This is a genomic window from Acinetobacter rongchengensis (assembly GCF_003611475.1).
GTDB classification, from domain to species: domain Bacteria; phylum Pseudomonadota; class Gammaproteobacteria; order Pseudomonadales; family Moraxellaceae; genus Acinetobacter; species Acinetobacter rongchengensis.
Map to the genome: position 1 here is coordinate 1 of NZ_RAXT01000046.1, position 26293 is coordinate 26293.

28 protein-coding genes are annotated in these 26293 nt (G+C 37.7%); 14 read left to right on the forward strand and 14 right to left on the reverse strand.

Features of this window, described 5'->3' with window-relative positions; genetic code table 11:
* The 4 genes from D7V20_RS15070 to orn all read right to left on the reverse strand — a co-directional run.
* The coding region (locus D7V20_RS15070; RefSeq protein ID WP_268877896.1) for a contractile injection system protein, VgrG/Pvc8 family at positions 1-353 on the reverse strand (353 nt) is incomplete at its 3' end.
* Positions 354-503: 150 nt separating this feature from the next.
* A complete protein-coding gene (locus tag D7V20_RS15075; protein ID WP_120384979.1) occupies positions 504-1307 on the reverse strand; it encodes an enoyl-ACP reductase FabI in 804 nt (267 codons plus the stop codon).
* Between the two features lie 160 nt (positions 1308-1467).
* Positions 1468-2202, reverse strand: a complete 735-nt coding sequence (locus tag D7V20_RS15080) for a Bax inhibitor-1/YccA family protein (protein ID WP_120384955.1) — start codon at positions 2200-2202, stop codon at positions 1468-1470.
* 282 nt (positions 2203-2484) lie between these two features.
* Positions 2485-3042 (reverse strand): oligoribonuclease, encoded by a 558-nt coding sequence (gene orn, locus D7V20_RS15085; RefSeq protein ID WP_089605647.1) that lies wholly within the window; start codon positions 3040-3042, stop codon positions 2485-2487.
* 122 nt (positions 3043-3164) lie between these two features.
* Between orn and rsgA the strand changes: the two genes are divergently transcribed.
* The 4 genes from rsgA (at position 3165) to secB (ending at position 5484) form a co-directional block, all read left to right on the forward strand.
* A complete protein-coding gene (gene rsgA / locus D7V20_RS15090; protein WP_120384956.1) occupies positions 3165-4223 on the forward strand; it encodes a ribosome small subunit-dependent GTPase A in 1059 nt (352 codons plus the stop codon).
* 91 nt (positions 4224-4314) lie between these two features.
* On the forward strand, positions 4315-4725 hold the full coding sequence (locus D7V20_RS15095; RefSeq protein ID WP_120384957.1) for a rhodanese-like domain-containing protein: 411 nt from the start codon (positions 4315-4317) through the stop codon (positions 4723-4725).
* Between the two features lie 16 nt (positions 4726-4741).
* A complete protein-coding gene (grxC, locus tag D7V20_RS15100) occupies positions 4742-4999 on the forward strand; it encodes a glutaredoxin 3 (protein WP_120384958.1) in 258 nt (85 codons plus the stop codon).
* A gap of 26 nt (positions 5000-5025) precedes the next feature.
* Positions 5026-5484, forward strand: coding sequence for a protein-export chaperone SecB (gene secB, locus D7V20_RS15105; RefSeq protein WP_120384959.1), 459 nt, complete (start codon positions 5026-5028; stop codon positions 5482-5484).
* A 203-nt stretch (positions 5485-5687) separates the two neighbouring features.
* Here secB and D7V20_RS15110 read toward each other — a convergent pair whose 3' ends face one another.
* The 4 genes from D7V20_RS15110 to coaBC all read right to left on the reverse strand — a co-directional run bounded on the left by D7V20_RS15110 (position 5688) and on the right by coaBC (position 9108).
* Positions 5688-6332 carry an alpha-ketoglutarate-dependent dioxygenase AlkB family protein gene (locus tag D7V20_RS15110; protein ID WP_120384960.1) on the reverse strand — a complete coding sequence of 215 codons (645 nt, stop codon included), beginning with the start codon at positions 6330-6332 and terminating at the stop codon, positions 5688-5690.
* The gene (locus D7V20_RS15115) at positions 6325-7158 is read right to left on the reverse strand and encodes a methylated-DNA--[protein]-cysteine S-methyltransferase (RefSeq protein WP_120384961.1); all 834 of its coding nucleotides are present in this window, start codon (positions 7156-7158) and stop codon (positions 6325-6327) included. Before D7V20_RS15115 ends, D7V20_RS15110 begins: the two co-directional genes overlap by 8 nt.
* 168 nt (positions 7159-7326) lie before the next feature.
* A complete protein-coding gene (locus D7V20_RS15120; protein WP_120384962.1) occupies positions 7327-7701 on the reverse strand; it encodes a cytochrome b562 in 375 nt (124 codons plus the stop codon).
* Between the two features lie 141 nt (positions 7702-7842).
* Entirely contained in the window at positions 7843-9108 is a 1266-nt protein-coding gene (gene coaBC, locus D7V20_RS15125) for a bifunctional phosphopantothenoylcysteine decarboxylase/phosphopantothenate--cysteine ligase CoaBC (protein ID WP_120384963.1), read from the reverse strand.
* Positions 9109-9221: 113 nt separating this feature from the next.
* Between coaBC and radC the strand changes: the two genes are divergently transcribed.
* Together radC and D7V20_RS15135 are read left to right on the forward strand one after the other, a co-directional pair.
* Positions 9222-9983 carry a RadC family protein gene (radC, locus tag D7V20_RS15130; RefSeq protein ID WP_407923973.1) on the forward strand — a complete coding sequence of 254 codons (762 nt, stop codon included), beginning with the start codon at positions 9222-9224 and terminating at the stop codon, positions 9981-9983.
* A gap of 38 nt (positions 9984-10021) precedes the next feature.
* A complete protein-coding gene (locus D7V20_RS15135) occupies positions 10022-10933 on the forward strand; it encodes a bestrophin family protein (RefSeq protein ID WP_120384964.1) in 912 nt (303 codons plus the stop codon).
* A 509-nt stretch (positions 10934-11442) separates the two neighbouring features.
* On the opposite strand, the gene D7V20_RS15140 is transcribed toward D7V20_RS15135, so the two are convergent.
* Positions 11443-12297, reverse strand: coding sequence for a PHP domain-containing protein (locus D7V20_RS15140; protein WP_120384965.1), 855 nt, complete (start codon positions 12295-12297; stop codon positions 11443-11445).
* 44 nt (positions 12298-12341) lie between these two features.
* Between D7V20_RS15140 and D7V20_RS15145 the strand changes: the two genes are divergently transcribed.
* From D7V20_RS15145 to mnmC, 4 genes are all read left to right on the forward strand, one after another.
* Positions 12342-12956, forward strand: coding sequence for a septation protein IspZ (locus D7V20_RS15145; protein WP_120384966.1), 615 nt, complete (start codon positions 12342-12344; stop codon positions 12954-12956).
* Positions 12957-12982: 26 nt separating this feature from the next.
* Positions 12983-13285, forward strand: a complete 303-nt coding sequence (locus D7V20_RS15150) for a YciI family protein (protein ID WP_120384967.1) — start codon at positions 12983-12985, stop codon at positions 13283-13285.
* 4 nt (positions 13286-13289) lie between these two features.
* On the forward strand, positions 13290-13820 hold the full coding sequence (locus tag D7V20_RS15155) for a hypothetical protein (RefSeq protein WP_120384968.1): 531 nt from the start codon (positions 13290-13292) through the stop codon (positions 13818-13820).
* Between the two features lie 69 nt (positions 13821-13889).
* Positions 13890-15821, forward strand: a complete 1932-nt coding sequence (mnmC, locus tag D7V20_RS15160; protein WP_120384969.1) for an FAD-dependent 5-carboxymethylaminomethyl-2-thiouridine(34) oxidoreductase MnmC — start codon at positions 13890-13892, stop codon at positions 15819-15821.
* A 101-nt stretch (positions 15822-15922) separates the two neighbouring features.
* On the opposite strand, the gene D7V20_RS15165 is transcribed toward mnmC, so the two are convergent.
* The gene (locus D7V20_RS15165; RefSeq protein ID WP_120384970.1) at positions 15923-16237 is read right to left on the reverse strand and encodes a rhodanese-like domain-containing protein; all 315 of its coding nucleotides are present in this window, start codon (positions 16235-16237) and stop codon (positions 15923-15925) included.
* Positions 16238-16328: 91 nt separating this feature from the next.
* On the opposite strand from D7V20_RS15165, the gene D7V20_RS15170 reads away from it, so the two are divergent.
* Together D7V20_RS15170 and D7V20_RS15175 are read left to right on the forward strand one after the other, a co-directional pair.
* Positions 16329-16817 carry a YajQ family cyclic di-GMP-binding protein gene (locus tag D7V20_RS15170; protein ID WP_120384971.1) on the forward strand — a complete coding sequence of 163 codons (489 nt, stop codon included), beginning with the start codon at positions 16329-16331 and terminating at the stop codon, positions 16815-16817.
* Positions 16818-16842: 25 nt separating this feature from the next.
* A complete protein-coding gene (locus tag D7V20_RS15175) occupies positions 16843-17346 on the forward strand; it encodes a DUF4442 domain-containing protein (RefSeq protein WP_120384972.1) in 504 nt (167 codons plus the stop codon).
* A 301-nt stretch (positions 17347-17647) separates the two neighbouring features.
* Here D7V20_RS15175 and D7V20_RS15180 read toward each other — a convergent pair whose 3' ends face one another.
* From D7V20_RS15180 to D7V20_RS15190, 3 genes are all read right to left on the reverse strand, one after another.
* Positions 17648-18016 carry an acyl-CoA thioesterase gene (locus tag D7V20_RS15180; protein ID WP_407923974.1) on the reverse strand — a complete coding sequence of 123 codons (369 nt, stop codon included), beginning with the start codon at positions 18014-18016 and terminating at the stop codon, positions 17648-17650.
* 75 nt (positions 18017-18091) lie between these two features.
* A complete protein-coding gene (gene trxC, locus D7V20_RS15185; RefSeq protein ID WP_120384974.1) occupies positions 18092-18523 on the reverse strand; it encodes a thioredoxin TrxC in 432 nt (143 codons plus the stop codon).
* On the reverse strand, positions 18524-19420 hold the full coding sequence (locus tag D7V20_RS15190) for an alpha/beta hydrolase (protein WP_120384975.1): 897 nt from the start codon (positions 19418-19420) through the stop codon (positions 18524-18526).
* Between the two features lie 125 nt (positions 19421-19545).
* On the opposite strand from D7V20_RS15190, the gene D7V20_RS15195 reads away from it, so the two are divergent.
* Positions 19546-19881, forward strand: coding sequence for a TIGR01244 family sulfur transferase (locus D7V20_RS15195; protein ID WP_120384976.1), 336 nt, complete (start codon positions 19546-19548; stop codon positions 19879-19881).
* Between the two features lie 280 nt (positions 19882-20161).
* Here D7V20_RS15195 and D7V20_RS15200 read toward each other — a convergent pair whose 3' ends face one another.
* On the reverse strand, positions 20162-24598 hold the full coding sequence (locus D7V20_RS15200) for a hypothetical protein (protein ID WP_120384977.1): 4437 nt from the start codon (positions 24596-24598) through the stop codon (positions 20162-20164).
* Between the two features lie 218 nt (positions 24599-24816).
* Between D7V20_RS15200 and D7V20_RS15205 the strand changes: the two genes are divergently transcribed.
* Positions 24817-26187, forward strand: a complete 1371-nt coding sequence (locus D7V20_RS15205; RefSeq protein ID WP_120384978.1) for a dihydrolipoyl dehydrogenase — start codon at positions 24817-24819, stop codon at positions 26185-26187.
* The last annotated feature ends 106 nt before the right edge of the window (positions 26188-26293 follow it).

Sequence of the window (26293 nt, forward strand, 5' to 3'; positions counted from 1 at the left end):
GGTTTGCATAGTGCGGTTGGGTCTTCAACCGTGAGGCGATAGATGGTGAGTGCGCCATCACTTGCACCGATTTCGGCTTGGGTCACAATGCCTGAGATACGGGTCAGTTCTAAGCGATCTGTGACGATGTCAATAGCGGCTTGACTAGCAATGAATTGTTTTAAAGGGATTTGGTCATCGGTTGATAGGCAGATGAGTTGTAGTTGTATGCCTGTATTGAGATGATGTGTGCCTTCGATGTGCTGTAGATAGATTTTTTGGCTTAGGCTTTGGTTACTGAGTTGTAGGTGTATGGCACGGTTTTGCGCGTTGAGTCCTATGCGTTCGAGGGCTGAATAGATATTTTGAGACATCATATTTTTGTGCTTTATTTATTTTCAGAATGCCGTTATTAAAGCAATTTTTTTAGTAAAAGTCTATAAATATTTTAACTCACCTAAACAATAAAAAATCGGCAAATACTTGCCGATTTTCTGTTTATCCATCATTGAGGTTTGAATGTATTATTCACCATCCATCATCGATTGGCTCATACCAACCGTATTGAAACCTGCATCAACATAAAGAATTTCACCAGTAATACCATTTGCCCACGGCGAACATAAGAATAATGCGGCATTTCCTACATCTTCAATGGTCACATTACGTTTAAGTGGTGCAATCTTTTCATTGGCATCCAACATTTTACGGAATGATTTGATTCCAGAAGCAGCCAAAGTACGGATTGGTCCTGCTGAAATTGCATTTACACGGATCCCTTCAGCACCAAGACTTGAAGCCAAGTAACGTACCCCAGCTTCTAAGGATGCTTTTGCCATACCCATAACATTATAGTTTGGCATTACAGTTTCAGAGCCTTGATAAGTCAAAGTCAATAAACAGCCTTGACGTGCAATCAATAACGGTTTTGCAGCACGTGCCATTGCTACAAAACTATATGCGCTAATGTCATGAGCAACTTTAAAACCTTCACGGTCAGTCACATCAGTAAAGTCACCATCTAGGGTATGTGCAGGTGCAAAACCGATAGAGTGAACCACACCATCTAAACCGTCCCAATGTTTTGCCAATTCAGCAAAAGCATTGTCAATGTCAGCATCATTTGCAACATCACAAGGGAATACCAATTGTGAACCAAACTGCTCGGCGAACTCATCAACACGCTTTTTTAATTTTTCATTTGGATAAGTAAATGCAAGTTCTGCACCTTCACGGTGTAATGCCTGAGCAATACCAAATGCAATGGATAATTTACTCGCAACGCCCGCAATTAAAAAGCGCTTACCTGCCAATAGTCCTTGTGCCATGAAATTCTCACTTGATAATGTTTGCATGCATAATGCCAAGACTTTGCACAGAACAAAATTGCATAATGCATCTTTTTTTGAAAGTTTACGAAATAATAAAAAATCACGCCAATGAGCGTGATTTTTGGGTACAGCCTATATAGGAATGAATTAAATCAAATTAATCATCGCCTTGAAGTAAGCTAAATAAACGCATGAATGAATAATACATCCAAACCAAAGTTGCCAATAATGCAATCCCACATAACCATTCAAAAGCTTTAGGTGCACGTTGTGCAGCAGCAGATTCAATCAAATCGAAATCAAGAATCAAATTCAACGAAGCAATCACAGCAACAAATGCAGCAAAACCAAGACCTAACCAGTTGCTTTCAAAAATAAATGGAATACTTGAACCAAAGGCTAAACGCATAACAAATTGCACAACAAATACCAATGCAATCGCAATGGTTGCAGACATCACCACTGACTTAAATTTCTCAGTCGCACGGATAATTTGAAAGCGATATAAACCGAACATTACCAAAGTCGTTACAAATGTTGCCAAAAGCGCTTGTAATGGCACACCAGGAAATTTCATTTGAAAAATAACCGATACACCACCTAAAAATGCACCTTCAAAGAATGCATAAGGAATTGCTAAAACACGTGCTGTATTTGGCTTAAATGTGGTAATTAACGCAAGAATGAGACCACCAATTGCCCCGACCATTGCAGCGGCATAAGCAATACCAATATTCAAGGTACTAAAACTATATAAAAAAATCCCTAAGCCCAGTACAGCTGCAATCACAGTTAACAAAACTGATTTTTGGATTGCACCTTGTACGGTCATTGGTTCAGCATAATCTGCATACGTTTCCGCACGCGTTAAAATTGGGTTATTACTTTGCATAGTCAATCTCTTTGTAATAATTCAAATATAAAAGGATATTAGAACGTTTTATCTGCAAACAATTGGCGTTGCTTGCTATTTTTTGTAACGCATCGTTAAAGGTCATCTGCCTGAGTATAGCTGAAAAACTCAAAATAAAAAGTGGTTAAAAAAGAGTCTTATTTAACCTAATACCAGCCTGTGAATAAGGCCTTTTAAACTCTTACCCTTAGTCGCTGTCGCTATGCCCCTCACCTTTTTCAAATGAGGGATGAGCAGCACAGCTGCTCAAAGCATCTAAAATTAATCTTGATTAGTAATAAAGAAGTACTGACGATAATATTTAAGTTCAGCAATCGAATCACGAATATCATCCATCGCCAAATGCGATGCATTTTTCTTTAAACCGCTCATAATTTCAGGGCGCCAGCGCTTTGCTAACTCTTTCACAGATGAAACATCTAAATTACGATAATGGAAAAATTGTTCAAGCTCAGGCATTAAACGATGCATAAAACGACGGTCTTGACAGATTGAGTTACCGCACATCGGTGATGTTTTAGGATTTACCCATTTTTTCAAGAATTCTAGCGTTTGCTGTTCAGCATCTTGCGCTGTAAGTTTGCTACGGCGTACACGTTCAATCAAACCAGATTGACCATGTTGTTTGGTGTTCCACTCATCCATTGCATTTAAAATTAAATCAGACTGATGCACTGCCAACACAGGGCCTTCCGCTAAGATATTCAAGTGATCATCGGTTACAATCGTTGCAATCTCAATAATCTTATCGTTATCTGTATCTAGACCTGTCATTTCAAGGTCAATCCAAATCAGGCGAGTATCAGCGGTGCTGCTCATATAATGCAATCTTATTCGGTTAGAAAATAACAATAGTAGCAAATTTCTATCATCTTCGCTGTAATTCATTCGCCCATCATGTTATTTTTGCCTTTCAATTTGCATGGTTTTTTAGGATATGAATGGCTTTAATTCGTAAACGTCGTTTAACTGAACAGCAGCAACGCCGCATTCAGAAACAACATCAAACACGTCAAGAAGAAATCGACACATCTAACGATCTTGAAGGTCTTGTTGTTCAACATTATGGACGACAACTCGAAGTACAAGCGCTCTCTGCACCAAATCCGCATCCTGAAAAACCACAAGTCAAAACGGGCGAACCTGAACCTTTTTGGAAACCGATTGAAGTTGGCAGTATATGGCGTTGCCATACGCGAACCAATTTAGAATTATTGGTCACTGGGGATAAAGTTAAATGGCAAGCTGATCCAAATACAGGTTTAGGCATTATCACAGCGATTCACCCACGGACCTCTCTTTTAACCCGACCTGATCGCTACCATAAAGTCAAACCCGTGGCTGCCAATATTAGCCTGATTGTGATTGTTTTCGCCCCCTTACCAGAACCTGCACCGACTTTGATTGACCGTTATTTAGTGGCTTGTGCAGATGCAGATATTCCTGTTTTATTGGTTCTGAATAAATCGGATTTACTCAAAGAAAATGACCCTATCTTAGATTTGCTGAACGAATATCAAAACTTAGGTTATGAAGTATTAATTACACAAACCTCGGGTGATCTGAGTAAATTGGCACAACGCTTAGACAATGAAACTGTTGCCTTTGTCGGTCAATCAGGTGTGGGTAAAAGTTCACTGATCAATATTATCGTTCCCGATGCAGCACAGAAAACCAATATCATTTCTGAAAACTCCGCATTAGGACAACATACAACAACCTCCACACGTTTAATTGGTTTTGGTGAAAATGCTGCGTTGATCGATTCTCCAGGGATTCGAGAGTTTGGGCTTTGGCATTTAGATTTAGAGAAAATTGATGCAGGATTTCCTGACATTGCAAATTTTTTGGGGCATTGTCAGTATCGAAATTGCACCCATACCCATGAAAAGCAATGTGCGCTTAAAACCGCTGTCGAAAACGGTGATGTTTTAGCCAGACGACTGGATAGTTATTTGCGTTTAATTGAAGAAATCACTGACGCGCAACAAAAAAGTTAAATTTCTTTAGATCTAACCTTGAAGCGGTGATTTTGATCACCATATATATAGGCTATACTCGACACAATTTTTGATTGTAATTAGGTGACTTGTGGAACGTTGGTTAGAGTTTATGGGGAATCACCCCTTTTTGTTTGGTATTTTAGGGGTTCTTGTTGTTTTGTTCTTTATTTTTGAAGGGCAACGCAACGGTCGTAAAATTTCACCACAATCACTTGGTATTTTAGTGAAAGCTAAAAATGCAATGTTGGTTGATTTGCGTGATGCTAAAGATTTCCGTGAAGGACATATCAGTGGCAGTCGCAATATTCCATATAGCCAAATTTCAAGTCATATTGAAGAGTTAAAAGCTGCGGATCGTCCAATCGTGTTTATCTGTAACTTAGGTCAAGTTGCAGGTTCAGCATTACAACAGGTCGGTCATGCAGATAGTTATCGTCTTGATGGTGGTATTAGCAATTGGAAAGCTCAAGGCTTGCCATTAGTTAAAGCTAAGAAATAAGCGAAAGGAGTTCAACATGACCGCTGAAGTAAAAGTTTATTCAACAACTTTCTGCCCATATTGCGTACGTGCTAAATCTCTACTTGAGCGTAAAGGTGTTGCTTTTACTGAAATCAATCTAGATGAAGAAGCACCTGAAGTGAAGGTTGAGCTGATGCAAAAAACCCGTCACCGCACCGTGCCACAAATTTTTATCAATGATCAGTTTATTGGCGGTTTTGACCAGCTTTATGCATTAGAAAAAGCAGGCAAACTCGATGAATTACTTGGTTAACACACGAAAAATTGAAGGAATAAATAATGAGTGAAGAACAACAAACTCAACCACAACTTGCTTTAGAACGTATTTACGCTAAAGATTTATCTTTTGAAGTACCTGGGGCACAAGTTTTTACTAAAGAATGGCAACCTGAGTTAAATATCAACTTGTCATCTGCTGCTGAAAAGATTGATGACACACATTTCGAAGTTTCTTTAAAAGTTGTTGTTCAAGCGAATAATGCAGGCGATACAGCCTTTATCGTTGATGTAACTCAAGCAGGTATTTTCTTGGTCGATGGTATCGAAGAAGATCGCCTTCCTTATATTTTAGGTGCATATTGCCCAAATATTTTATTCCCGTTCTTACGTGAAGCGGTAAATGAACTTGTGACTAAAGGTAGCTTCCCACAATTATTGCTTACTCCAATCAATTTTGATGCAGAGTTCGAAGCAAATATGGAGCGCGCTCAAGCCGCTGCTGCAGAAGGTCAAGCTTAATTCTGATTTTCAATCAAATTTTAAGTTTAAAAAGACCGCATAAAGCGGTCTTTTTTATTTCTGATGAAGTACATTAAGCCTTGCAATCAATATCAGAATCCAATCGTGAATCGTGAATCGTGAATCGTGAATCGTGAATCGTGAATCGTGAATCGTGAATCGTGAATCGTGAATCGTGAATCGTGAATGTATCTTTTATGACTTTACTCAACAATCGTTCTAAAGGTCAGATTAACACGTGCTGTCACTACTTTCTTGGTTGGCGCTAAACGATGTAACCAATGTGTTTGTGTTGTGTCTTTCATCACCAATAAACTGCCATTCTCTAAGAAAATCTCAACTTTTTCTTGAGTTTGCTTATGTTTAAATGAAAACTTACGTACTGCACCAAAGCTCAATGAAGCAATGGCGCCATTCTTCTTTAAATCTTTTTCTCCATCACTGTGCCACGCCATACCTTCCGCACCCGTATGATAAAGATTGAGTAGACATGAATTAAAACTTTCACCAGTTTTCTGTTCAACAATCGCTTTCAGTTCTAATAATTCCGCTGTCCAAGCGAGTGCATATTTTTGCGTATTTGAATAGGTATACTCAAATGCTTGATCGCCATACCAAGCCACTTTTCTTTTCGTTGTAATGGTTTTGCCAAAAATAATCGCTTGATCATATTGCCATGCAATAGTCGCCAATAATCGTTCTAGATAATGGTTAGACAATGCTTCATCAAAAATTTTACCGTAATAATTCACTGTACCATCTTGAGCTAACAGATTGGTATTTGCATGGATTGGTGGATGCACTAAATCGAAATGTATCTGCTGTGATTTTTGTTCAGATTTATTCATAACAATGCCCTGCTTCCCAACCAATCATGGCCATTTTCCGCGTTTTGCCCCAGTGATATTCACCCAAAACTCCCGTAGATTGAATCACACGATGGCATGGGATCAAAAATGCAACTGGATTATTGCCAATCGCTGTTCCTACAGCTCTTGATGCTTTAGGTGTCTCTATATATTTTGCAATTTCACCATAATTTGAAAGTTTTCCCATAGGAATCTTGAGTAAACATTCCCAAACTTTGAGTTGAAAATCAGTCCCTTTTAAATGCAATTTAATTTGCGGTAAATCCAAAGGTTTTGCTGAGAAGATGTTTAAAGCATTTTGTTGCAAGTCATCTGACTGCTCAATAAATTTAGCGTTGGGAAATTGCTCGATCAATGTTTTATAAGCCTCCATTCTATTTTCAATAAAAGCCATAAAACAGATGCCCTTTGTTGTTGAGGCAATCACCGCTTCACCAAAAATTGTTTCAACATATTGATAATTGATCGTTAAATTTTCCCCACCATGTTTATACTCAGCAGGTGTCATCCCTTCAATTTGAATAAATAAATCATGCAAACGACTGGTACTGGACAATCCTGTTTCAAAGGTTGCATCCAAGATACTTTGATCGTGTTTGAGCATACTTTTGGCGTGTTCCAAACTGATATATTGCAAAAATTTCTTCGGACTGGTTCCAGCCCATTCCGTAAATAGGCGTTGGAAATGTGCAGAGCTTAAATGAACATGTGCAGCGACTTCATCTAAATGAGGCTGATCTTTAAAATTTTGCTGAATGTACTCAATTGCCTGAGCGATACGTTCAAATTGTTTATGCTGTTGCATCACACATTTCCCTCCTTCTACTCATATGACTTTAGCAATAGACAGTGACAGAGAAAATCCAAATCATGCTCAGTTTAAATACCTTTATTATTCTTAAAAGTGAAGCTAAAAAAACCGCTAGTACTGAATACTAACGGTTTTGATTATTTCGGCTTATTGATGAGTTAATTAATGATAAATCTTATGTCCTTGATCACGAATCTCAGCCAGTTTTTTGCCTTCCATTTTGGCATGGTCTAAATGACCACCTTTTACCAAAGCTTGTGTTTTATCAATTTGTGCAATCAGTTGATCATATAACTGTGTCGAAGTCGGTGCACTTGCATCACCACGACCTTTTAACTTCACTTTTTTGGCATCTGTTGCCGCAACTCGCATATTGTCCAAAGCTTTATTGGCTTCTGCTACATTTGTCGTTTGATTGAATGCTTTATAATTTTTAGCGAGTGTTTTCATGTTTTGTTCTAAGTCTGCTGCAAAACTCATTGAACTCACTGTGAAAGCAGAAACTAACATCATTGTGGCTAAAGTTTTTTTGATCATCGTGATCATCCTTTAAAACTGTGGCTATTGTAGATTACGGTTTATTGTCCATTTTCAATGTTAAACATAGTTTAAAACACTCCAGAATAGCAAATAAAAAATGCAACGAATTCGTTGCATTTTGATTACTGAAGATTAGCTTCAAACAGTTTCAATTTCATGGTGTAAAGCATCATGAATTGCTTCAACCAACTGTTGTGCAATTTCTTGTTTAGAAGCTTTTTCTAAGTCACGTTTTTGCATTTGATATTGTTCAGCAAAGAAAACCGTCATCGCATTTTGATCCGATGCAAAGCCAATATCTGCACGAGAAACATCATTACATGCAATCATATCCAACTTTTTCGCAACTAATTTTCCAGCTGCATATTCTTCAACATTACGGGTTTCGGCAGCGAATCCAACCATGAATGGACGCTTCTCTTGTTGTGCAATCGTGGCTACGATATCTGGGTTTTTAACCAATGAAACATTCAGCTCATCCCCTGCTTTTTTAATTTTATGTTCTGAAACTTCCGCTACACGATAATCAGCCACTGCTGCTGTAGCAATGAAAATATCACAGCCTTCTTCAAGCTGATGCATACTTTCATCCAACATTTTTATCGCAGATGATACATTGATACGGCGTACACCATTCGGCGTATCCAAGCTGACTGGCCCAGCCAATAATGTGACTTTTGCGCCTGCACTATAGCAAGCCGCAGCAATCGCGAACCCCATTTTACCCGTACTATGGTTTGAAATATAACGTACAGGATCAATCGCTTCACGTGTCGGTCCTGCTGTAATCACCACTCGTTTACCTGCTAGCAAACCAAATTTTTCAGCAATCGCTCGCTGTGCTTGATGAAAATAATTTTTGACTTGATCAGCCAAATCTTCAGGTTCAGGCATACGCCCTAAACCCACATCACCACACGCCTGCGAACCCGCTTCAGGCATGATCACATGCACACCATCTTCAACCAATGTATTCAAATTACGCTGAGTAGCTTTGGCAGCCCACATTTGTTGGTTCATCGCAGGTGCAACCCATACAGGGGCTTTTGTTGCTAGATATAATGTGCTGAGTAAATCATCCGCTAAACCTGCTGCAAACTTGGCAATCGTGTCACAACTTGCAGGTGCAACAAGAATTAAGTCTGCCCAACGTGCCAATTCAATATGCCCCATTCCAGCTTCTGCTTCAGGGTCTAATAATTCGGTATGTACAGAATTTCCTGACAAAGCCTGAAATGTTAAAGGGGTGATAAATGCTTGCGCACCTTTGGTCATCACCACACGGACATTAAAACCATAATCTTTTAGACGACGGACCAGGATTGCACTTTTATAAGCAGCAATACCGCCTGTCACAGCAAGAATAATATTTTTATTAGAAAATACACTGAGATCGAAACTCACGATCAGGCCACCTTTCTATTGCAGTGGCGCTCACAATATCATTAAATAGCACATCTCCCAAGTCATTCGAAGGAGAAAAATCAAAAGTAAAATAAATTATAAATGAGAAAAGAATGAATCATTCCACTCCAAAAATGCCTGATGCCTTAAGCACACATCATTCAATTAAACAATGGCCTGAACAAGAGCGCCCTCGTGAACGCCTACTTTTACAAGGTGCAGAAAGTTTATCTGATGCAGAGTTGCTGGCGATCTTTTTAAGATCAGGCTCCAGACAACATTCAGCAGTAGAATTAGCTCGACTACTGATTCAACACTTTGGCAATTTAAATACCGTTTTCGATGCCTCTTTGGAGGATTTAAGACAATTTCACGGTATTGGGGATACCAAATATTCCCAACTTATGGCAGTCAAAGAATTAGGACGGCGCTATTTAAAACATCACCTTCATCAAGGTTTAGACCTGAGCCGTTCAGATTTAATTCGAGATTATTTGAGATATGAATTAGTCGGCGAAACCCAAGAAGTCTTTGCCGTCCTATGTTTAGACAGTCAATTACGCAAATTAAGTTTTAAAAAACTATTTTTTGGCTCAGTCAACTATTGCAATATTTCGATCAACCAATTATTGCGATATGCCATTCAAAAGCATGCAACCAATATTGTGATTGCCCATAATCACCCCAAAGGTTTAGCAAAACCTTCACGTGAAGATTACAACCTAACTCAAGAGATATTAACAGCCTGTCAATTGCTTGAAATAGAATTATTGGATCATATCATTATTGCATCCGAACAAAGTTATTCCTTTGCAGAGCACGGCTTGATCAAATCCAAAACTTTCCCTGCAATTGTTATTGACAAGTTTGAATGAAGCAGTGAAGATCACTAAAAAATTATAGACTCTAAAGCATGATTGTCCGCGAGCAAAACGACACATTTAAACTATTATTTTCATGGCGAGGCACAATTTTACCTAAAGTTCTGCCTCCTTTAGGTGTTGTTATGCTCATTTCTGCCATTGTTGGTGGAATTGAATATACCGATATCTATCGCTTTCCTGAACTTCCCTTAGTGGGGTTTACCTTAATTGGTGTCGTGCTTTCAATCTTCTTGGGTTTTAAAAATACAGCCTGTTATGATCGTTGGTGGGAAGCTCGTAAGTTATGGGGCATGCTGATTGCCAATGCTCGTCATTTTGACCGTGATTGTCGTATATTCCCGCGAGGTCGCCGTGAACGGATTATCCAGCATGTGATTGTTTATGCAAATGTTTTAAGAGACCGTTTACGCCATCAAACTGCCACGCCTGATGCTTTGATCGAAACCAGTGGCATGAGCCAACAAGCGCTCACGCAGTTATATCAGCAAGCCAATGCACCGCAGTACACGCTGAGTTTGATTCAATGGGAACTTATGCAAGCCCTTAAAGAGGGTGAGATTTCCGATATTATTTACACGCAGCTCAATGAACATGTAAACGAGTTAAGTTTGGTTCAAACGGGCTGTGATCGAATCGCAACAACCCCCTTACCTTTTGCTTATTCAGTTTTATTGAATCGTACTGTGTATTTTTTCTGTTTTATGCTGCCGTTTAGCTTAGGTTCTTTATTGGGTCTGGCAACACCATTACTGGTTGGTATTTTGGCTTATACATTTCTTGGACTTGATGCATTAAGCACTGAGATTGAAGAACCCTTTGGTACACAAAGCAATGATTTACCTTTAGATTCAATGGTACGCATGATCGAAATTGAACTATTGGGAACCTTAGGAAAACCGACCCCACCTCCGATTCAAGCTCAGGATCACAATCTACTTTGATGAGAATGAGTAAGTTTTCTACCCTCTTCTATCCATTCGGGAAAGAGGATGGATAAGAAAATATAAAAGGAAAGATTAAATAACTGATGCTACTTAGTGAGAGTCTAATAATTTTTTAATTTGCTTGATAATGCTTACTTGATAATGCTTAATTGATACACGAAAACATCATCCGCTATTGTTTAAGACATGAGGAATATATTCCGCAAGATATGCAATATACTGTTTTTGCGATAAATCTGGTAAGTAGATGGTATTTAACGAGTTCAGCGGTGAGAAGCAAAACTCCGCAAGGTGGTTTTCTTACAAAGCTTCGCTTTTCATTTTCCCGAAAGCCTTGCGAATAGTACCTCTCAGGTCGAGCCTGAGCTCGGTTAAAATACTACTTTAACCGTAGCGCAAGACACAGTCGGCTTAGCCCTAAATATAAACATTACATATAAAACTCTGAATGATTTATTCTTTTAAACGTTTAAATCATGCATATTGTTTCAAATGCATGATATCGGCTAAATAACAAAACTTTCCCAAATCCCCACTTGCCCTTCTTTTACCCGTGGAATATTGCCTAGTTTAATCCAAGGCATATTATCACCGTGAAAATCACTCCCCACAGACACTTTAAAGCCATTTTGTTCAATCATACGATCAACCATCTGACGAGTTGATGCAGGCTCAATTGCAGGCGGCAGTTCAATTGCATCACCACCATGTTGCGCAAATAATTCAATCAAATAGCGAATATTGGTCGCAGATAAGTCATAACGTGTCGGATGTGCTAATACAGCAAAACCTTGACTGTCATGGATCACTTGAATGGTTTCTGCTAAGCCTAAACCATCAAATTTCACATAAGCTTTTTTACCCTCTTTGATATATTTATCAAAAGCTTGCTGTGGACGTTGTACAACCCCTTTTTCAACTAAAGTTTTGGCAATATGGGTTCGGGTAATACGATCAGGTTCACCCTCCACTTTTGCCACAACATCTGCATAAATATCCTGATGAATTAGAGGGATCAGTAAGTCACAAATCTGTTTTGCACGTTCTGCCCGAATTTTTTTTTGCTCAGCCAAAAGTTGTTGTAATGGTTGTTGATTTTGCATATTGAGTGCCACAATATGCACGCCATAACTCTTCTTGGTTAAAGGTCTCGACCACTGACTGGAAATTTCTACGCCTGAAATAATTTGAATTGGTTGATTTTTTGCAACTTGTTCAGCTCGTATTAAGCCATCCATGCTATCGTGGTCCGTCAATGCAAGCGTATGGATGCCTTTTTCAAGCGCAGCCTGCACCAATAACTCTGGAGTCATAGTTCCATCAGAAATATTACTGTGAGTATGTAAATCTACGCCTTGCATCTTTTATACTATCCCATTCACTTGAACAGACTAGATACTTTAACATGAAAGCACTCTTAGACTTTGTGCCCCTCATAATTTTCTTTTATTTGTATAAAACGGTCGATCCTAAAAATACTGATCATCCACTATTACAATTGATCGGATCGGCAGGTGGCGTCAACAACAATAATATTTTAGTCGCAACAACTGGACTGATTATTTCAATGTTAGTTGTTTACGGTGCATTATTTGTCTTCCAAAAATTTCGTTTAGATAAACAACAATGGTTTGTTTTATTTATGACCGTAATCTTTGGTGGCATCACATTGATGTTGAGTGATGACTTCTATATTCGACTTAAAGCTGCAATCTTGAATTTAGCCTTTGCAGGTGCATTTCTTCTTTCGCCTTATTTTGGAAAAGATAAAAAACCACTTATTCAACGATTATTTGGCCCTGTACTCGATTTAACAGAAAAAGGTTGGAAAAACCTCAACTTTGCTTGGGCTGCCATGTTTATTGTGATGGCCTGCTTACATGTTTTCTTTGCCTTTTTATTTGCTGGTGGAAAATATTGGGGCGAATTCACCGCATTTGGTGACATGATCGTGATGTTTTCCTTTATCATTATCCAGTTTATTATTTTGCGTAAACACTTTAAGTCGACCGACGAATAATGTGTTTAGCTGATTAGAGAAGTGAAATGCCTTTATTTTTAATTACGTGTACCGACAATGAAGGTACAGTAGAAAAACGTCTTGCAGTTCGTCCACAACATTTAGCACGTTTAGAAAAACTTGATGCTGAAGGACGTGTCATTGTTGCAGGTGCAATGCCAAAAGATCGTGAAAACCCACAAGCTGGCTTTTATGGAAGTACCTTGATTCTTGACTTTGAAAGCCGTGAAGCTTTGGACGAATGGTTACAAGAAGAACCTTTCTTAAAAGAGGGGATCTATGGTCATATTGACGTTAAACCATTCAATAAAGCACTGCCTAAAGGATAACAAGATGCGCGTTGTAGTCCAAAGCTTACTTGGCTTTACTTTACTTAGTTCATCGGTACTTTTACCCATTGTCTCTGCTGAACCTACTCAAACGACTGCTGTAACAACACAAGCAACGACCGCAACGCCTAACTCTCAGGCGAATCAACCTGTTGTACCGCCTAAGCCAAGTATCATCCCCGCAGTTGCAGGAGCAAATTCAAATACTCAGTCACAAGCTTTAGTACAAGAAAATAAGCCTTTGACTGCGGAACAAATTGCCAAAGAAAAGGCCTCTCAAGAAGCCAAAGTCAAAGCTTTGGTCAAAGACCAAGCCACTCGTTTACAACAGCTTGAAAAAGCCAATCTTGAAGCATTATCACAAAACCAAGAACTACAATTAAAAAATGATAATTTAGGCGTTCAGGTTCAAGTTTTACAAAGTGAACAAAGTGCACAAATGTTTTTATATGGTGCAGCAACCATTGCCGTTGGCGTACTTTTAGGCTTTTTAATCGCCAGTTATGTTTACACCAAACGTCGTCGTCAGTGGTAAGCCGCTGACGTTTTACTTCTTGTTTCATACTCTATTTTCTATTCATTTCTATATTTAGGATTCATAGCATTGTCAACAGCCATTCAAACAGCCGATTTAGATTGGCAAAGTATTGATGGAATTGAAGTTCCTATTTCCAAACAATTTGGCGATGTTTATTTTTCTAAAGACAACGGCTTACTTGAAACTCGCCATGTTTTTTTAAATGGTAATGACCTAGCTACTCGCTTGACCAATTTACAAGACTTTGAATATTTCAGCGTAGGTGAAACAGGCTTCGGTACAGGTTTAAATATTCTGGCTCTTTGGCAACTCTGGCAACATGTTCGCCCAAATAATCACAGCCATTTGCACGCAATAAGTGTTGAAAAATTCCCTTTAAGTAAAAATGACCTGATTCGAGCTTTAAATGTTTGGACTGAACTAAAACCATTGGCAGAGCAACTGATTGAGCAATATCCGTTACCTATCCCAGGTTGTCATCGTTTAAGCTTTCCTAAAGAGCGTTTTTCGATTGATCTGTGGTTAGGTGATGCACACGATATCTTTCCTGTCATTCCCAAAACCCATACAGTCAATGCATGGTTCTTAGATGGCTTTGCGCCTTCTTGCAATCCTGATATGTGGGAAGAAAATGTTTTAAATCACATTGTTCGTCTTTCTGATTATGCAACAACTTTTGCATCTTTTAGTGTTGCAGGTGTATTAAAACGTGGCTTAAAACAGCATGGTATTTCTATTTCACGTCCACGAGGTTTTGGGCATAAACGTGAAATGTTAAAAGCCATTTGGAATGCCCCTGAACAACATGAACATGATCCTTGCAATCAAGATTTAGGTCACTCTACAGCCTCAATTCAAAAAAAGGCTGAAGTAAACAAATCAAGCCATTTGCAACAACGTCAAATTGCGATTGTAGGCGCTGGAATTGCAGGTTTAAGCTGTGCATGGGCGTTTGCTCAACGTGGTCATCAAGTCACGATTTATGAGCAATCAGCGCCATTGGCGGGGGCATCGGGAAATCCTCTGGCTTTATTAAATCCAAAATTGAGTCCAATTGAACAAAGCGCTGAACATTTAATGACTTTGGCATGGCAACATGCACTCAATCATTATCAAAATTTTAAAGCCTTTCGACCAATTGCCGTCAATCAATTGGCACTGAAGAATGAAGATGAGTTATTACAACTTGCGCAGCAATATCCGCATGGTTTACTCAAAGCACAAACAGCTAATCAATTGGAAGTCGAAACAACTTTTGAAAGTTTACAACTGACTCAAGCAGGTTCAATTTACCCATATTTATTGAGAGATCAGATCTTAGAACATCCGCTCATCACCTTTAAACAGGCTGGAATTAAAAATATTCAACAACTTACTCATCAACGCTTAGACCTGATCGATACTCAACACAACCATCTTGGACATTTTGATCATGTGATGATTTGTTGTGCCAAACAAAGTAAACAGTTTTTTGAAAACTTTCCTGTATTAAAACCCATTCGTGGACAAGTCAGTTGGGTAAATAACCAAGATCATGCTTTAAATACTGAATCTGCTTATAGTTATGGTGGATACTGTATGCAATTAGATGCACAACACTTAATTCTAGGTGCATCTTTTTATCCAAACCGTGATGATCATAATGTATCAATCGAAGATCATGTGCATAACTACAATCTTATCCACAGTGTCTTTCCCAACTACGCAAAATCTTTAGTACCCGTCGAGGAATGGCAAGGTCGAGCTTCTGTTCGTGCTCAAACTTTAGATTACTTTCCATTGCTTGGAAAAATAGATGATGAAAAGGAAATCTATACTTTTTCAGGTTTAGGTTCTAAAGGTTTTTTATTTGCGCCACTCTGTAGTGAAATTTTAACAGCTTTGGTTTTAAATGAAGCTTGTCCAATTCCACAAAATTTACTCAACAAACTAAGCCCAAAACGCTTTCAAAAGAAAGTAAAACAGAAAAAGCCGTATTATCAACCGTCCAAACAATAAGCAACTAAGTGATGCAATCTGCTGACTTCCACTTATTGAATTGAAGAATAATTGCTAAATAAAAAGTTTTATTGAATAAAAAAGCGCCTTTCGGCGCCTTTTTACGACTCTTGCTCTAATGGTATTCCTGCATCACGTGCAGCACGAGTACCCCCCATTAAAACAACATAATCACGGGAGCTATCAAAACCCTCAAGTTTTTCAGCAGCACGAGGTGCTTTACTGCCACCACCACATAAGATGTAAATGGGCTGATCCGAATTCACTTGAGTTAAGCTTACTGCATCCAAGCTATCAATGGGCTGATTCACAGCACCTTTAACATGGCCTTCGGCATAGGCTTTTGCATCACGAACATCCCAGATAATTGCATTTTCTGGGAACTCAAATGTTGTAATTTCTTGTTTACGGATCATTGTGCACTCCTTTGATGTAAACAACACTTGGCAAATGAAGAAAACATCCCTAGCATCTCAGATATTCTTTCCATTTGTAAAGGTCTAAACTATGCCATCGTTCGATATTGTTTCAGAATTAGAGATTTTTGAAGTAAATCATGCTGTTCAAAACACGCAAAAAGAAATTGCAACTCGATTTGACTTCCGTGGTCAGGATGTTTCTATCGAGATTAATGAAAAAAATAAAGAAATTAAAATTTCTACAGAAAGCGATTTCCAATGCGAACAAGTGTATAGCATGCTTGAAAATCATTTCTTTAAACGTAAAGTCGATATCCAAGCACTTGATCCGCAAAAAATGACGGCTTCTGGTAAAAATGTGATTCAAGTCATTAAACTTAAAGATGGTCTTGACTCTGATACTGCAAAAAAAATTAACAAAGCCATTAAAGAAAGTGGGATCAAAGTGCAATCATCTATTCAAGGCGACAAAATTCGTGTAACTGATAAAAAACGCGATACTTTGCAACAAGTTATGGCTTTTCTAAAAGAGCAGCAATTTGGCGTGCCTTTACAATTTAATAACTTCAAGGACTAAGGTCTTCATTGCTATAGGTTGAAATATGACTCAGACCAATCGTTTATCTAAAATCGTTAAAGCAACGTCTAAGTTTCCCAAAGGGATCCAAAGTACCTTGCTCAGCAAAGCTTTTGGTCGTGTCGTACCTATGGTGGGTACTGCAAAACTACGTTATGTCGAAGTTACACATAGCCGTGTAGAAGTTAAACTTGAAAACAACAAAAATATGCAAAACCACATTGGTCAAGCACATGCTTGTGCAATGGCGCTTGTCGCCGAAACGGCTACAGGTTTTGTCACAGGTATGAATATTCCAGATTCATGCATTGTGCTGATTAAGAACATGAATATTCAATTTAAACGCCCTTCAAAAGGTGGTTTAACCGCTGTTGCGACATTGAGCGATGAACAACGTAAAATGATGCAAGAAGCAGAAAAAGGTGAAACTATTGTTGCAGTAACAGTCACTGATGAATCAGGACAAGAGCCGATTCAATGTGAAATGCTTTGGGCATGGGTTGCAAAATCACATTTGAAAAAGAAGTAAGTTCAAACAAAATTGGACTAACATGAAATTCAGTGACGATATGATCATCATGTCGTCTCCCTCTTTCAAAAATGGGTTATCGAATATTCCTATTTTTGTATTGATAATTCATGATTGCACGTTTTAGCCCAATTAGTGGCGAATTTACGACTGTTATATCCCTTAAAATACAAAATAAACTTCAGTAAATTAATTAAAACCCATGAATCAATTGAGAATACCAAAACTTAACCAATATTTAGGAACAGACATAAAAAAATCCCAAGCAATGTTGGGATTTTTATCAAGTGTAAATTCAGAATTAAATACTTTGCGAAGCTAAATACTTCTGTTTTACATCTTCAGAGATTTGACGCTTATTGCCTGCAACATCAACTGCAACAAAGGTAAAAACACCTTCCGTTACACGCTTTGGTGCACGCGAGCTATCATGACTGTCCCATACTTCAATCTGCATTTGAATTGAAGTATTGCCTACTTTTAAAATCTTGGTATAACAACTAATCACATCACCCACTTTCACAGGAACCAAGAAAGTCATCTGATTAATTGAAATGGTTGCACAGCGTCCTTTACTAAAACGCTCTGCATGAATTGCCCCTGCCAAATCCATTTGTGAAACGATCCAACCACCAAAAACATCACCACTCCAGTTGGTATCTGCTGGCATAGCAATGGTTTGTAAAGACAGTGTACCTTCTGGTTTTACATGAGAATCTGACACAATAACTCCGAGCTCGTAAATTTATTTAAGAGCATTCAATTGTTGATCTAACCATTCTTGCAATTGGTTAGCACGTAATGCACCGCTTATTCTAGCAACTTCGGTGGTTTTATTCATTAAAACCAAGGTTGGAATACTACGAATATTAAATGCATTACTTAAACGAGGGTTTGCTTCCGTATCAATTTTAGCAAAAACAACATTTGGATTGGTCTTTGCAACTTCTGCAAAATGCGGCACCATCATCTTACAAGGCCCACACCATTCTGCCCACAAATCGATTAAGATCGGTAAATCACTATTGCTCACAAAATTACTAAAATTCTGTTCATTTAACTCAATCGGAGCAAGTGGAATTAAATTTTGATGACACTGCCCACAACTCGGTTGAGCTGATAATTTATCTTCAGGAACACGGTTTTTAGCGCCACATGACGGACATACTATAATCATCTAGCTCACTCCAATATGTTGATGTAAGAATTCTAATTGGGTCGAAATCGCTTTTTCCAACCATTGAGCATGATAAATATCGAAATGAGACATATCCCATTCATAATATTGCACAAAAGGAGCAATATTAGTCGCTGTTTCACGACTAGATGCAATTGGAATGAAGCTGTCTTTCTTGGCTGCAATAAATAAGACTGGAATATTAATACTTCGAACAGTTTGAATGGGTCTAAAACGCATAAGGTTAAAAAATACTCGTGCAGGAACTTCACCACTCCAAAAATAATCTGGGTTTACAATCGACATATAACCATTGTAACTGTCCTGCGTTGGAATGAAGCATAAATCAAAGGGATGCACCACTGGCAATTTCTTTGGTAGCATGCCAACTTTTGCCCCCATATAATCCTGACTCGATAACTTTAATGCTTTGGGCAATTGTTGAATTGGAAATAGTTTCGCAGTTTCGGCCCCATCTACAAAAGGGACTTGAACCATAATGGCATAAATATTCTTAATTTCATTAGCTAAATTAAGGACATACCCCCCACTTAATGATGTTCCCCATAAAACAATTTTACGATGATTGATTTTCTTTTGATTAGAGACATAATTCACCACGGTACGCCAGTCTTCTAATTGCAACTTTAACGAGACCAATTCTCGAGGAAAACCTGTACTCCCCCCCCAATAACGATAATCAAATAAAACAACAGCATAACCCGCTTGTGCAAACTTCTGAGCGTAAGCAATCAACCTAAATTGTCTTAAAGCGGCAAAGCCATGTGCCATAATAATTACAGGTGGTTTTTTTATATTTTTAGGTCGATAAAAATCTGCGGCAATGACCTCTTGTCCAATTGGGACATACAGTGGTTCAACTGTATATTCGAACATATACGCTCCATTGCGTTGTCTTATTGATATTTTCTTTTATAAATCTTATGCCATTTAAACTCAGTTATGAGCTTAATGCTATCATGTATAGCATATTCGATTTTAAATCATATTGGAGTGACGAAATGAGTGAAATTGTAGGCTTTGCAGGTCAAATTAATCCTGAACATATTCCTCAAGTGGTTGAAAAGGGTTTTAAATCTGTGATCAATAACCGTCCAGATATGGAAGGTGGCCCCGAACAACCTACAAGTGCTCAGATTGAAGAAGCCGCTCGTGAAGCAGGTTTAGATTATGTTTATCAACCTGTGGTTGCTGGCCAAATTACTGAAGTTGATGTAAGAACTTTTGCAAATCATTTCAATGAACTCCCAAAACCTGTTTTGATGTTCTGCCGTACAGGCAATCGCTCAAATAATTTATATCAAATCGCAAAACAAATGGATTTACTTGACGATTAAGCCTACTTAGAAATATTCAAAGCACTCATACTTTTGGGTGCTTTTTTTATTTGATTACTTAAAACCTTCATTGATTACAATTTAGATCCATTTTTCTGCTCTAAAATATTCTTAATCTTAATAGTTGAGTTTAATTATGAAAATTATCGGTATTGTTGTTGTGTCTTGCATATTGCTTTCCGCTTGTAGTTCAATGAATGTAAGACCTACAGTCGGGGTAAGTATGGGAACATCTGTGAAATAAAAAAACAGCGCCGAAGCGCTGTTTTTTATTTATAAATTAAGGACATGTAGTAAAATCTACACCATATGGACTACTTAAATTAGGACCATATGTTCCATTTGTACTATAATCACTTGTTACAGACGATAAACCTAAATTATAAGTCGTTCTAAATGGTAGGGTTGCCACTTGGGAAGATGCACCAATTTGAATATTCAACCATTGTGCATAAATCTTCGGATAACGAATAACAAAGTCAAATTTACCCTCAGAATCCGTCGTATAAGTTGCTGTTGAACCTTGTCCTAAGAAGGTTGGAACTTTTACAGGGATATTAGTTACTTCACTATTTGAAATAGCAGTAAATGAAGAGGTCACAGGACAAACACCAACAGGATTAGATACGGTAGATGCAGGGAAATCATCCGTTTTATCCGTAGGTGTTCCATTATTGTTGATTGGTTTGCCATTATCCAAATAAATATTTGGATTACTTAAATCGTAATATGCTTGCGCTGGTCCTACCCATTTTGCAGCTGGATCAGAGCCAATAACAGGAGCTAAAGCCCATATATAACTGCCTTTCTCATAAGAGCGTGGCGTAATATCCATTTCAACTTTTTGATTTGCCAATGGCTTCCCATCAAAGTCCACAACACTGACTGAAAGATTACGCGTGTAATAGACTCCATCTGTTGATGTACCAGTTTCCGTAGGGTTAACACCAATTACGATTGATGCAACTGGATTTTGTACAGCAGCTTGAACAACATCAATACGAGAAACTTGTTGCGCATCAACATAACCTGTTTCACTGAATTTAGCTGTTAAATTTAAGTTATCTAGATCAAAGGCAGCAGCAGTATATCCAGGATTACGTGCATTTTCATCAATCTTAACTTTGAATACAGCTTGCCCATTTTGGTCTGTTGTAAGACCAGATGCACCAACAATGATTGCACCATTACGAGCAAAATCATCAATACTAAGATTTACATACTTATTCGCAACACCGCCCCCACTTTGATCTACCAATGTTACGGTTACATCAGCCAAATCATTACGCACATTTACAGTTGGCTTATTCGATTCAATTCTTAAATTATAACGTGCCGGCTGAGTTACAGGTGAAGGCTTATACGCACTTAAACGATAAATCTGAGTCGTGATCGCACCGTTTGCATTTGTATTACTTGCTGTAAGTTCAATACCACTGGCAATCAATAAATCACCATCCACGGTCGCTGGGTCTATTTCAACAGAGAAATAGGCATTACCATTAGAATCTGTAGTTACCGTTTGAGGCTCACTTGTATTTGTTGGATGTCCACTACCTGGCGTACCAATAATTAATGTTGCAGCATTATTTGCAGCTAAAGTTACATTCTCATTTTTAGCTGGAAGACCATTACTATCTAACAATTGGACAGTTACAATTGCCTTGTCACCATTTACACTAAGATTCGTCTTAGATGTTCCAATCGTTAAATGATTTGGATTTACTGCATCAAAAACACTAAATGCTAGAGTAGATTCAAGTACTTCACCTTTAGGATTCTTAATAGCTCCTTTTATTTGAATCGCATTTGAACCTAAATTAAGTAAAGCTTGTTTAGCAGCACTTGGAACTTCTTTTGGGACAATAATCGTCACAGGAACTTGACCATTTGCAGTTGTTACAACTGAATCTGCACTTAATCGAATACCAGCATCATATGCTTCTTGGTTTAACGTTAAATTGACAGGATATCCAGTATTTGCTCCGAGTTCATCTTTTACTGCAACTTGTACTTGATAGCTCTTACCAAATTCCAATTCTTTTTTATCAGCAGTTAAACGCAAATTGACAGAATCTTTAGGAATAGCAACTTGAATAGTACCCGTTTGTTGAATACGATCTCCATTATTTAAATTGTTACCAATAACGGCAAAAGTAATACCGTTCTTGATTAAACTTGCATCATAAGCGCCTTCCGCAACTTTCACAGTAAACTCTGCTTCGCCTTTACTGTTCGTAGTTAAAGCTGAATCAGATAGAGAAACTCTTGATCCTGCTAAACTTGAAAGTGCAATCGCTACAGGTGTATTTGGAATGATTACACCAGAAGCATCTTTTGCAACAACTTTGACACGAACTTCGCCACCAAGTACAGATACTGTTTGAACATCATAGCTTAAGTTTAAAGCAGCTAAATCTGGAATAATAACAGCAGGCTGAGATACTTCAACTTTACGTGTAACTGTATAAGCAGAACCATCTTTTCGTACGCCTTTAATTGCAACAGTAATACCATTTGCAATGAGGTTAGCCAATTCAGTTGCATTACTCGCTTTCACGTTAAGATTAAACGTAACTTTACCAGTCGCATCTGTCGTAAGCGATGAAGCCGTTGCTAGACTCACACCATTACTCAGTGCAGCATCATTTAAGCCAATAGCCACTTTTTGATTTGCTAATATTTTACCATCTGTACCAGTAGCGCTTACAGTTACAGCAATAGGCTTCTCGCTATTTGCAGTTAAAATAAGGCTACCAGGCATATCAACATTTAAATAATCTAAATCAATTTCACCTTGAGCTGTTGGTGCTTTAAAATTAAGATTCATTGTACTTGCTGTGCCAACACCACTTGTAGGTTTTGCAACAAGTCCAACTCCATTTTCAACAAGTGCTTTTTGCTCAGCACTACCACTCGCTTTATATTGGTATGTAAATGTTGCATAACCCGTCGCATCAGTAAGGGCTTCAGCAGAACTGGTTAAACTTAAACCTAATTTTTGTAATTCAGGAACTGAATATGCTTGAGCAAAGGCAAGATTTACAGTTTCACCTTTTAAGGCACTACCTTTAACACCTGTTGCTTTTACTTTAATAGCAATAGTTTGATCTTTTGTATAATCAAATGCTGAATTGATTGGATCAATTGCTAAATAGCTTAATGCTTCTTCAGATTTAGCTTCATCCTCTACAGTAATTTTAATACTGTTTGTTACATTATTATCTGTAGTAAATGTTGCAGTAATTCCAGCTTTCACTAAAGCATCAATAGCAGCAGAAGTCATTGCATTCGTTTTGAGCGTATAAGTAACATAACCTGTCTTAAACTCTTGCTCAGCACTTCCATCGAAGGTTACACCATTCGAACTTGCTTCAGCATTTAAACTCAATTTAACTTTACCTTGAGTCGCCGCTTCACCTTTATTATTGATCCCTTTTACAGTGATTGTAACAGAATCATTTTTTGCATTTACTTTATATGAGGAAGCAATTTCAAGACGCTGTAGAGCTTGCTGATTAGCAGCACTCGTATCAGCAGTCGTAACTTTGACAGTAGTCGTTGCAAAAATATCCACAGCATCAACAAATGTTGCTTTAAGATTTACCCCTTGTTGAGATAATGCAACTGGATATGATGATGCAGATTTAAGGGTAAATACAGCATAACCATTCGCATCTGTGGTCACTTCTTGGGCATTAATACTAACACCATATACGGCACTATTATCTGTAAAAGATAATTTCACTTTCTTATTTGGTAAAAGATCGCCATTGCTATTTTTTGCAACGACAGTAACTTTCGTCGTACCACCTTGCGCAACAATTGGTGCATCTTCCGTCACAATTTCTAATTTTTGTACGATCTGAGAAATATCTTTAAATGTAATGGAGGCTTTAGCTTGGCTTTCAGCTTTAAACTCATCAACCAGTTTAAAATCCAAATTCATTGAAGTTGCAACAAGTGCTGAAATATCTGCAGCAGTAAGATCAGAACTTGCGGTAATCGTAAATGTTGCATTTCCTGAACTATCAGTTATCAAACTTGAGCCATTTGCAATTGAGAATTTACCTTGCATCTCAGCTGGTAAAGCTAAAGAAACAGTTTGATTAGATTTTACACCACCATTTTTATCTGTAACTTGTGCTGTAATATTAACAGAACCTTTTGGCAAATTAAGAACAGTACCTTGTTGAACTTTAAGGTTATATTCACTTTGAATGGTACTTGTCTTTTTAATATTTAGCGTATAAACCTGTTTGATCGTTGTGCCATCTACATTTACAGTCAGTTGAACTTTGCCTGAATCTGCATTAAGTGTTGGAATATTCACTTCAAATACAGCAAAACCATCATCACCAGTCGTGACTTGAGATGTTTTACTGGTGACACCCAATTTATCACTGTCTGCAATCGACAAATTAACAAGTTTTGCTGCAACTCCACCTTTATCACTATTGAGCGCTTGAACAGCAATTAAGACTTTAGAATTATCACTTGCAATTTCAATAGGTTTGGCATTTGCATCTTGTAAACTAAGGTTTAAACTTTCAACAACCGTCTTGGTATCAGTTGTTGAACCATTACCTCCAGTATTATTGTTATTATTGCTATTTTGATCATCATAATAACCGCCACCGCCTCCACCACAGGCAACTAAAGCTATAGAAGAAGCGAGAACTGTAACCTGTGCCCCTAATTTTTTAAAATATGTCATGATTGCATCCATTGTATTTAGTATATGTATTACCCTAAAAAACACTTTTATGGCTTTTACAGGAAATGTACTGAAAACTACAAAAATATGCAATCTATTACTTAATTTTAATCCGAAAAATATATGATTAAATTTGTTCTTACAAAAAATTTCTATATAAATATTTGTTTGATAATCAATTTTCACTATATTAAGTTAAACTTAACTTGGAGCCCTCAATGTACGACATTATTATTATCGGTGCAGGAACTGCAGGGATTAGTGCCTACAAAGAGGCAATCAAATACACATCAAATATTTTAATCATCAATGACGGCCCATGGGATACAACTTGTGCACGCGTTGGTTGCATGCCAAGTAAAGTCCTTATTTCTACAGCCAACAGAATGTACGATATTGAACATGCTAATGAGGTCGGCTTAAACATTAAATCTGAACTAGATACCTCTCATGTGATGCAACATGTTAGAGAATTACGTGATCGTTTTACACGAGCAACATTAAAAGATGTCGATAGTTGGAATCCAAAACATAAAATTAATGGTCGAGCAAAGTTTATCAATAAACACACGATTGAGGTTAATGGGCAATTATATTCCTCCAAATCCTTTATTATTGCTGTAGGTTCTACTCCAAATTACGAAGCAGTATGGAAAGAAAAACTTGGAAATAAATTAATAACTTCTGATGAAATCTTTGAATTAGAAACTTTACCAAAATCAATCGCAGTGATTGGCAGTGGTGTAATTGCCATTGAATTAGCCCAAGCTATGCAGCGATTAGGTGTGGAAACCACAGTGTTTGCAAGAAGTAAAAAGGTCGGTGTTCTCAGCAGTCCTAGACTACAACAAATTGCACAAGTTGAACTCAGCAAAGACTTGAACATCAAGTTCGAAATATTACCTACGTCTGTTGAATCTACTCAGAATAGTATAAAACTGAATTTTATTGAAAATGCTGAATCCAAACATATTTATGTTGATTATGTTCTAGCCGCTACTGGTCGCCAAAGTCATTTAAAAACATTAAATTTAGAGAATATCAACTCATCTTTTTCCGACCTAAAAAAACTACCTTTAGATAATGAAACTAAACAACTTTTGGACCTACCAATATTTATCATCGGTGATGCTTTTACCCAAACGCCTTTACAACATGAGGCAGCGAATGAAGGGAAATTAGTTATTTCCAGTTGTCTAAATTTTCCTAAAGTATCAAACCTGAAACAACTTACCCCTTTGGGTATTGTATTTTCTAATCCAGAAATGGCAATTATTGGATCTAATTATTCAAACTTATCTAAATTAGGCATTGAGTTCATCACTGGTTACGCATCTTATGAAAAACAAGGTCGTGCTTTGGTTTTAGGTAAGAATAAAGGAGCAATAGAGGTTTATATTGATAAAAATTCTAGAAAGCTACTCGGTGCTGAACTCTTTGTTGAATCAGCCGAACATATGGCACATTTATTGGCATGGATGATTGCAGAAAATGTCACGATTGATGATATCTTACAAAAGCCATTTTACCACCCAACTTTAGAAGAAGGTTTAAGAACTGCTTTTAAACATGCACGTAGACAACTTTGATACAAATACAGCAAAAGTTTTATCAAATCATTTTTATAAAATGCTAACCTACCTGAACGGTTAGCAACTTTTTAATTTTAGCCCAATCCTAGATAACCCGATGCAA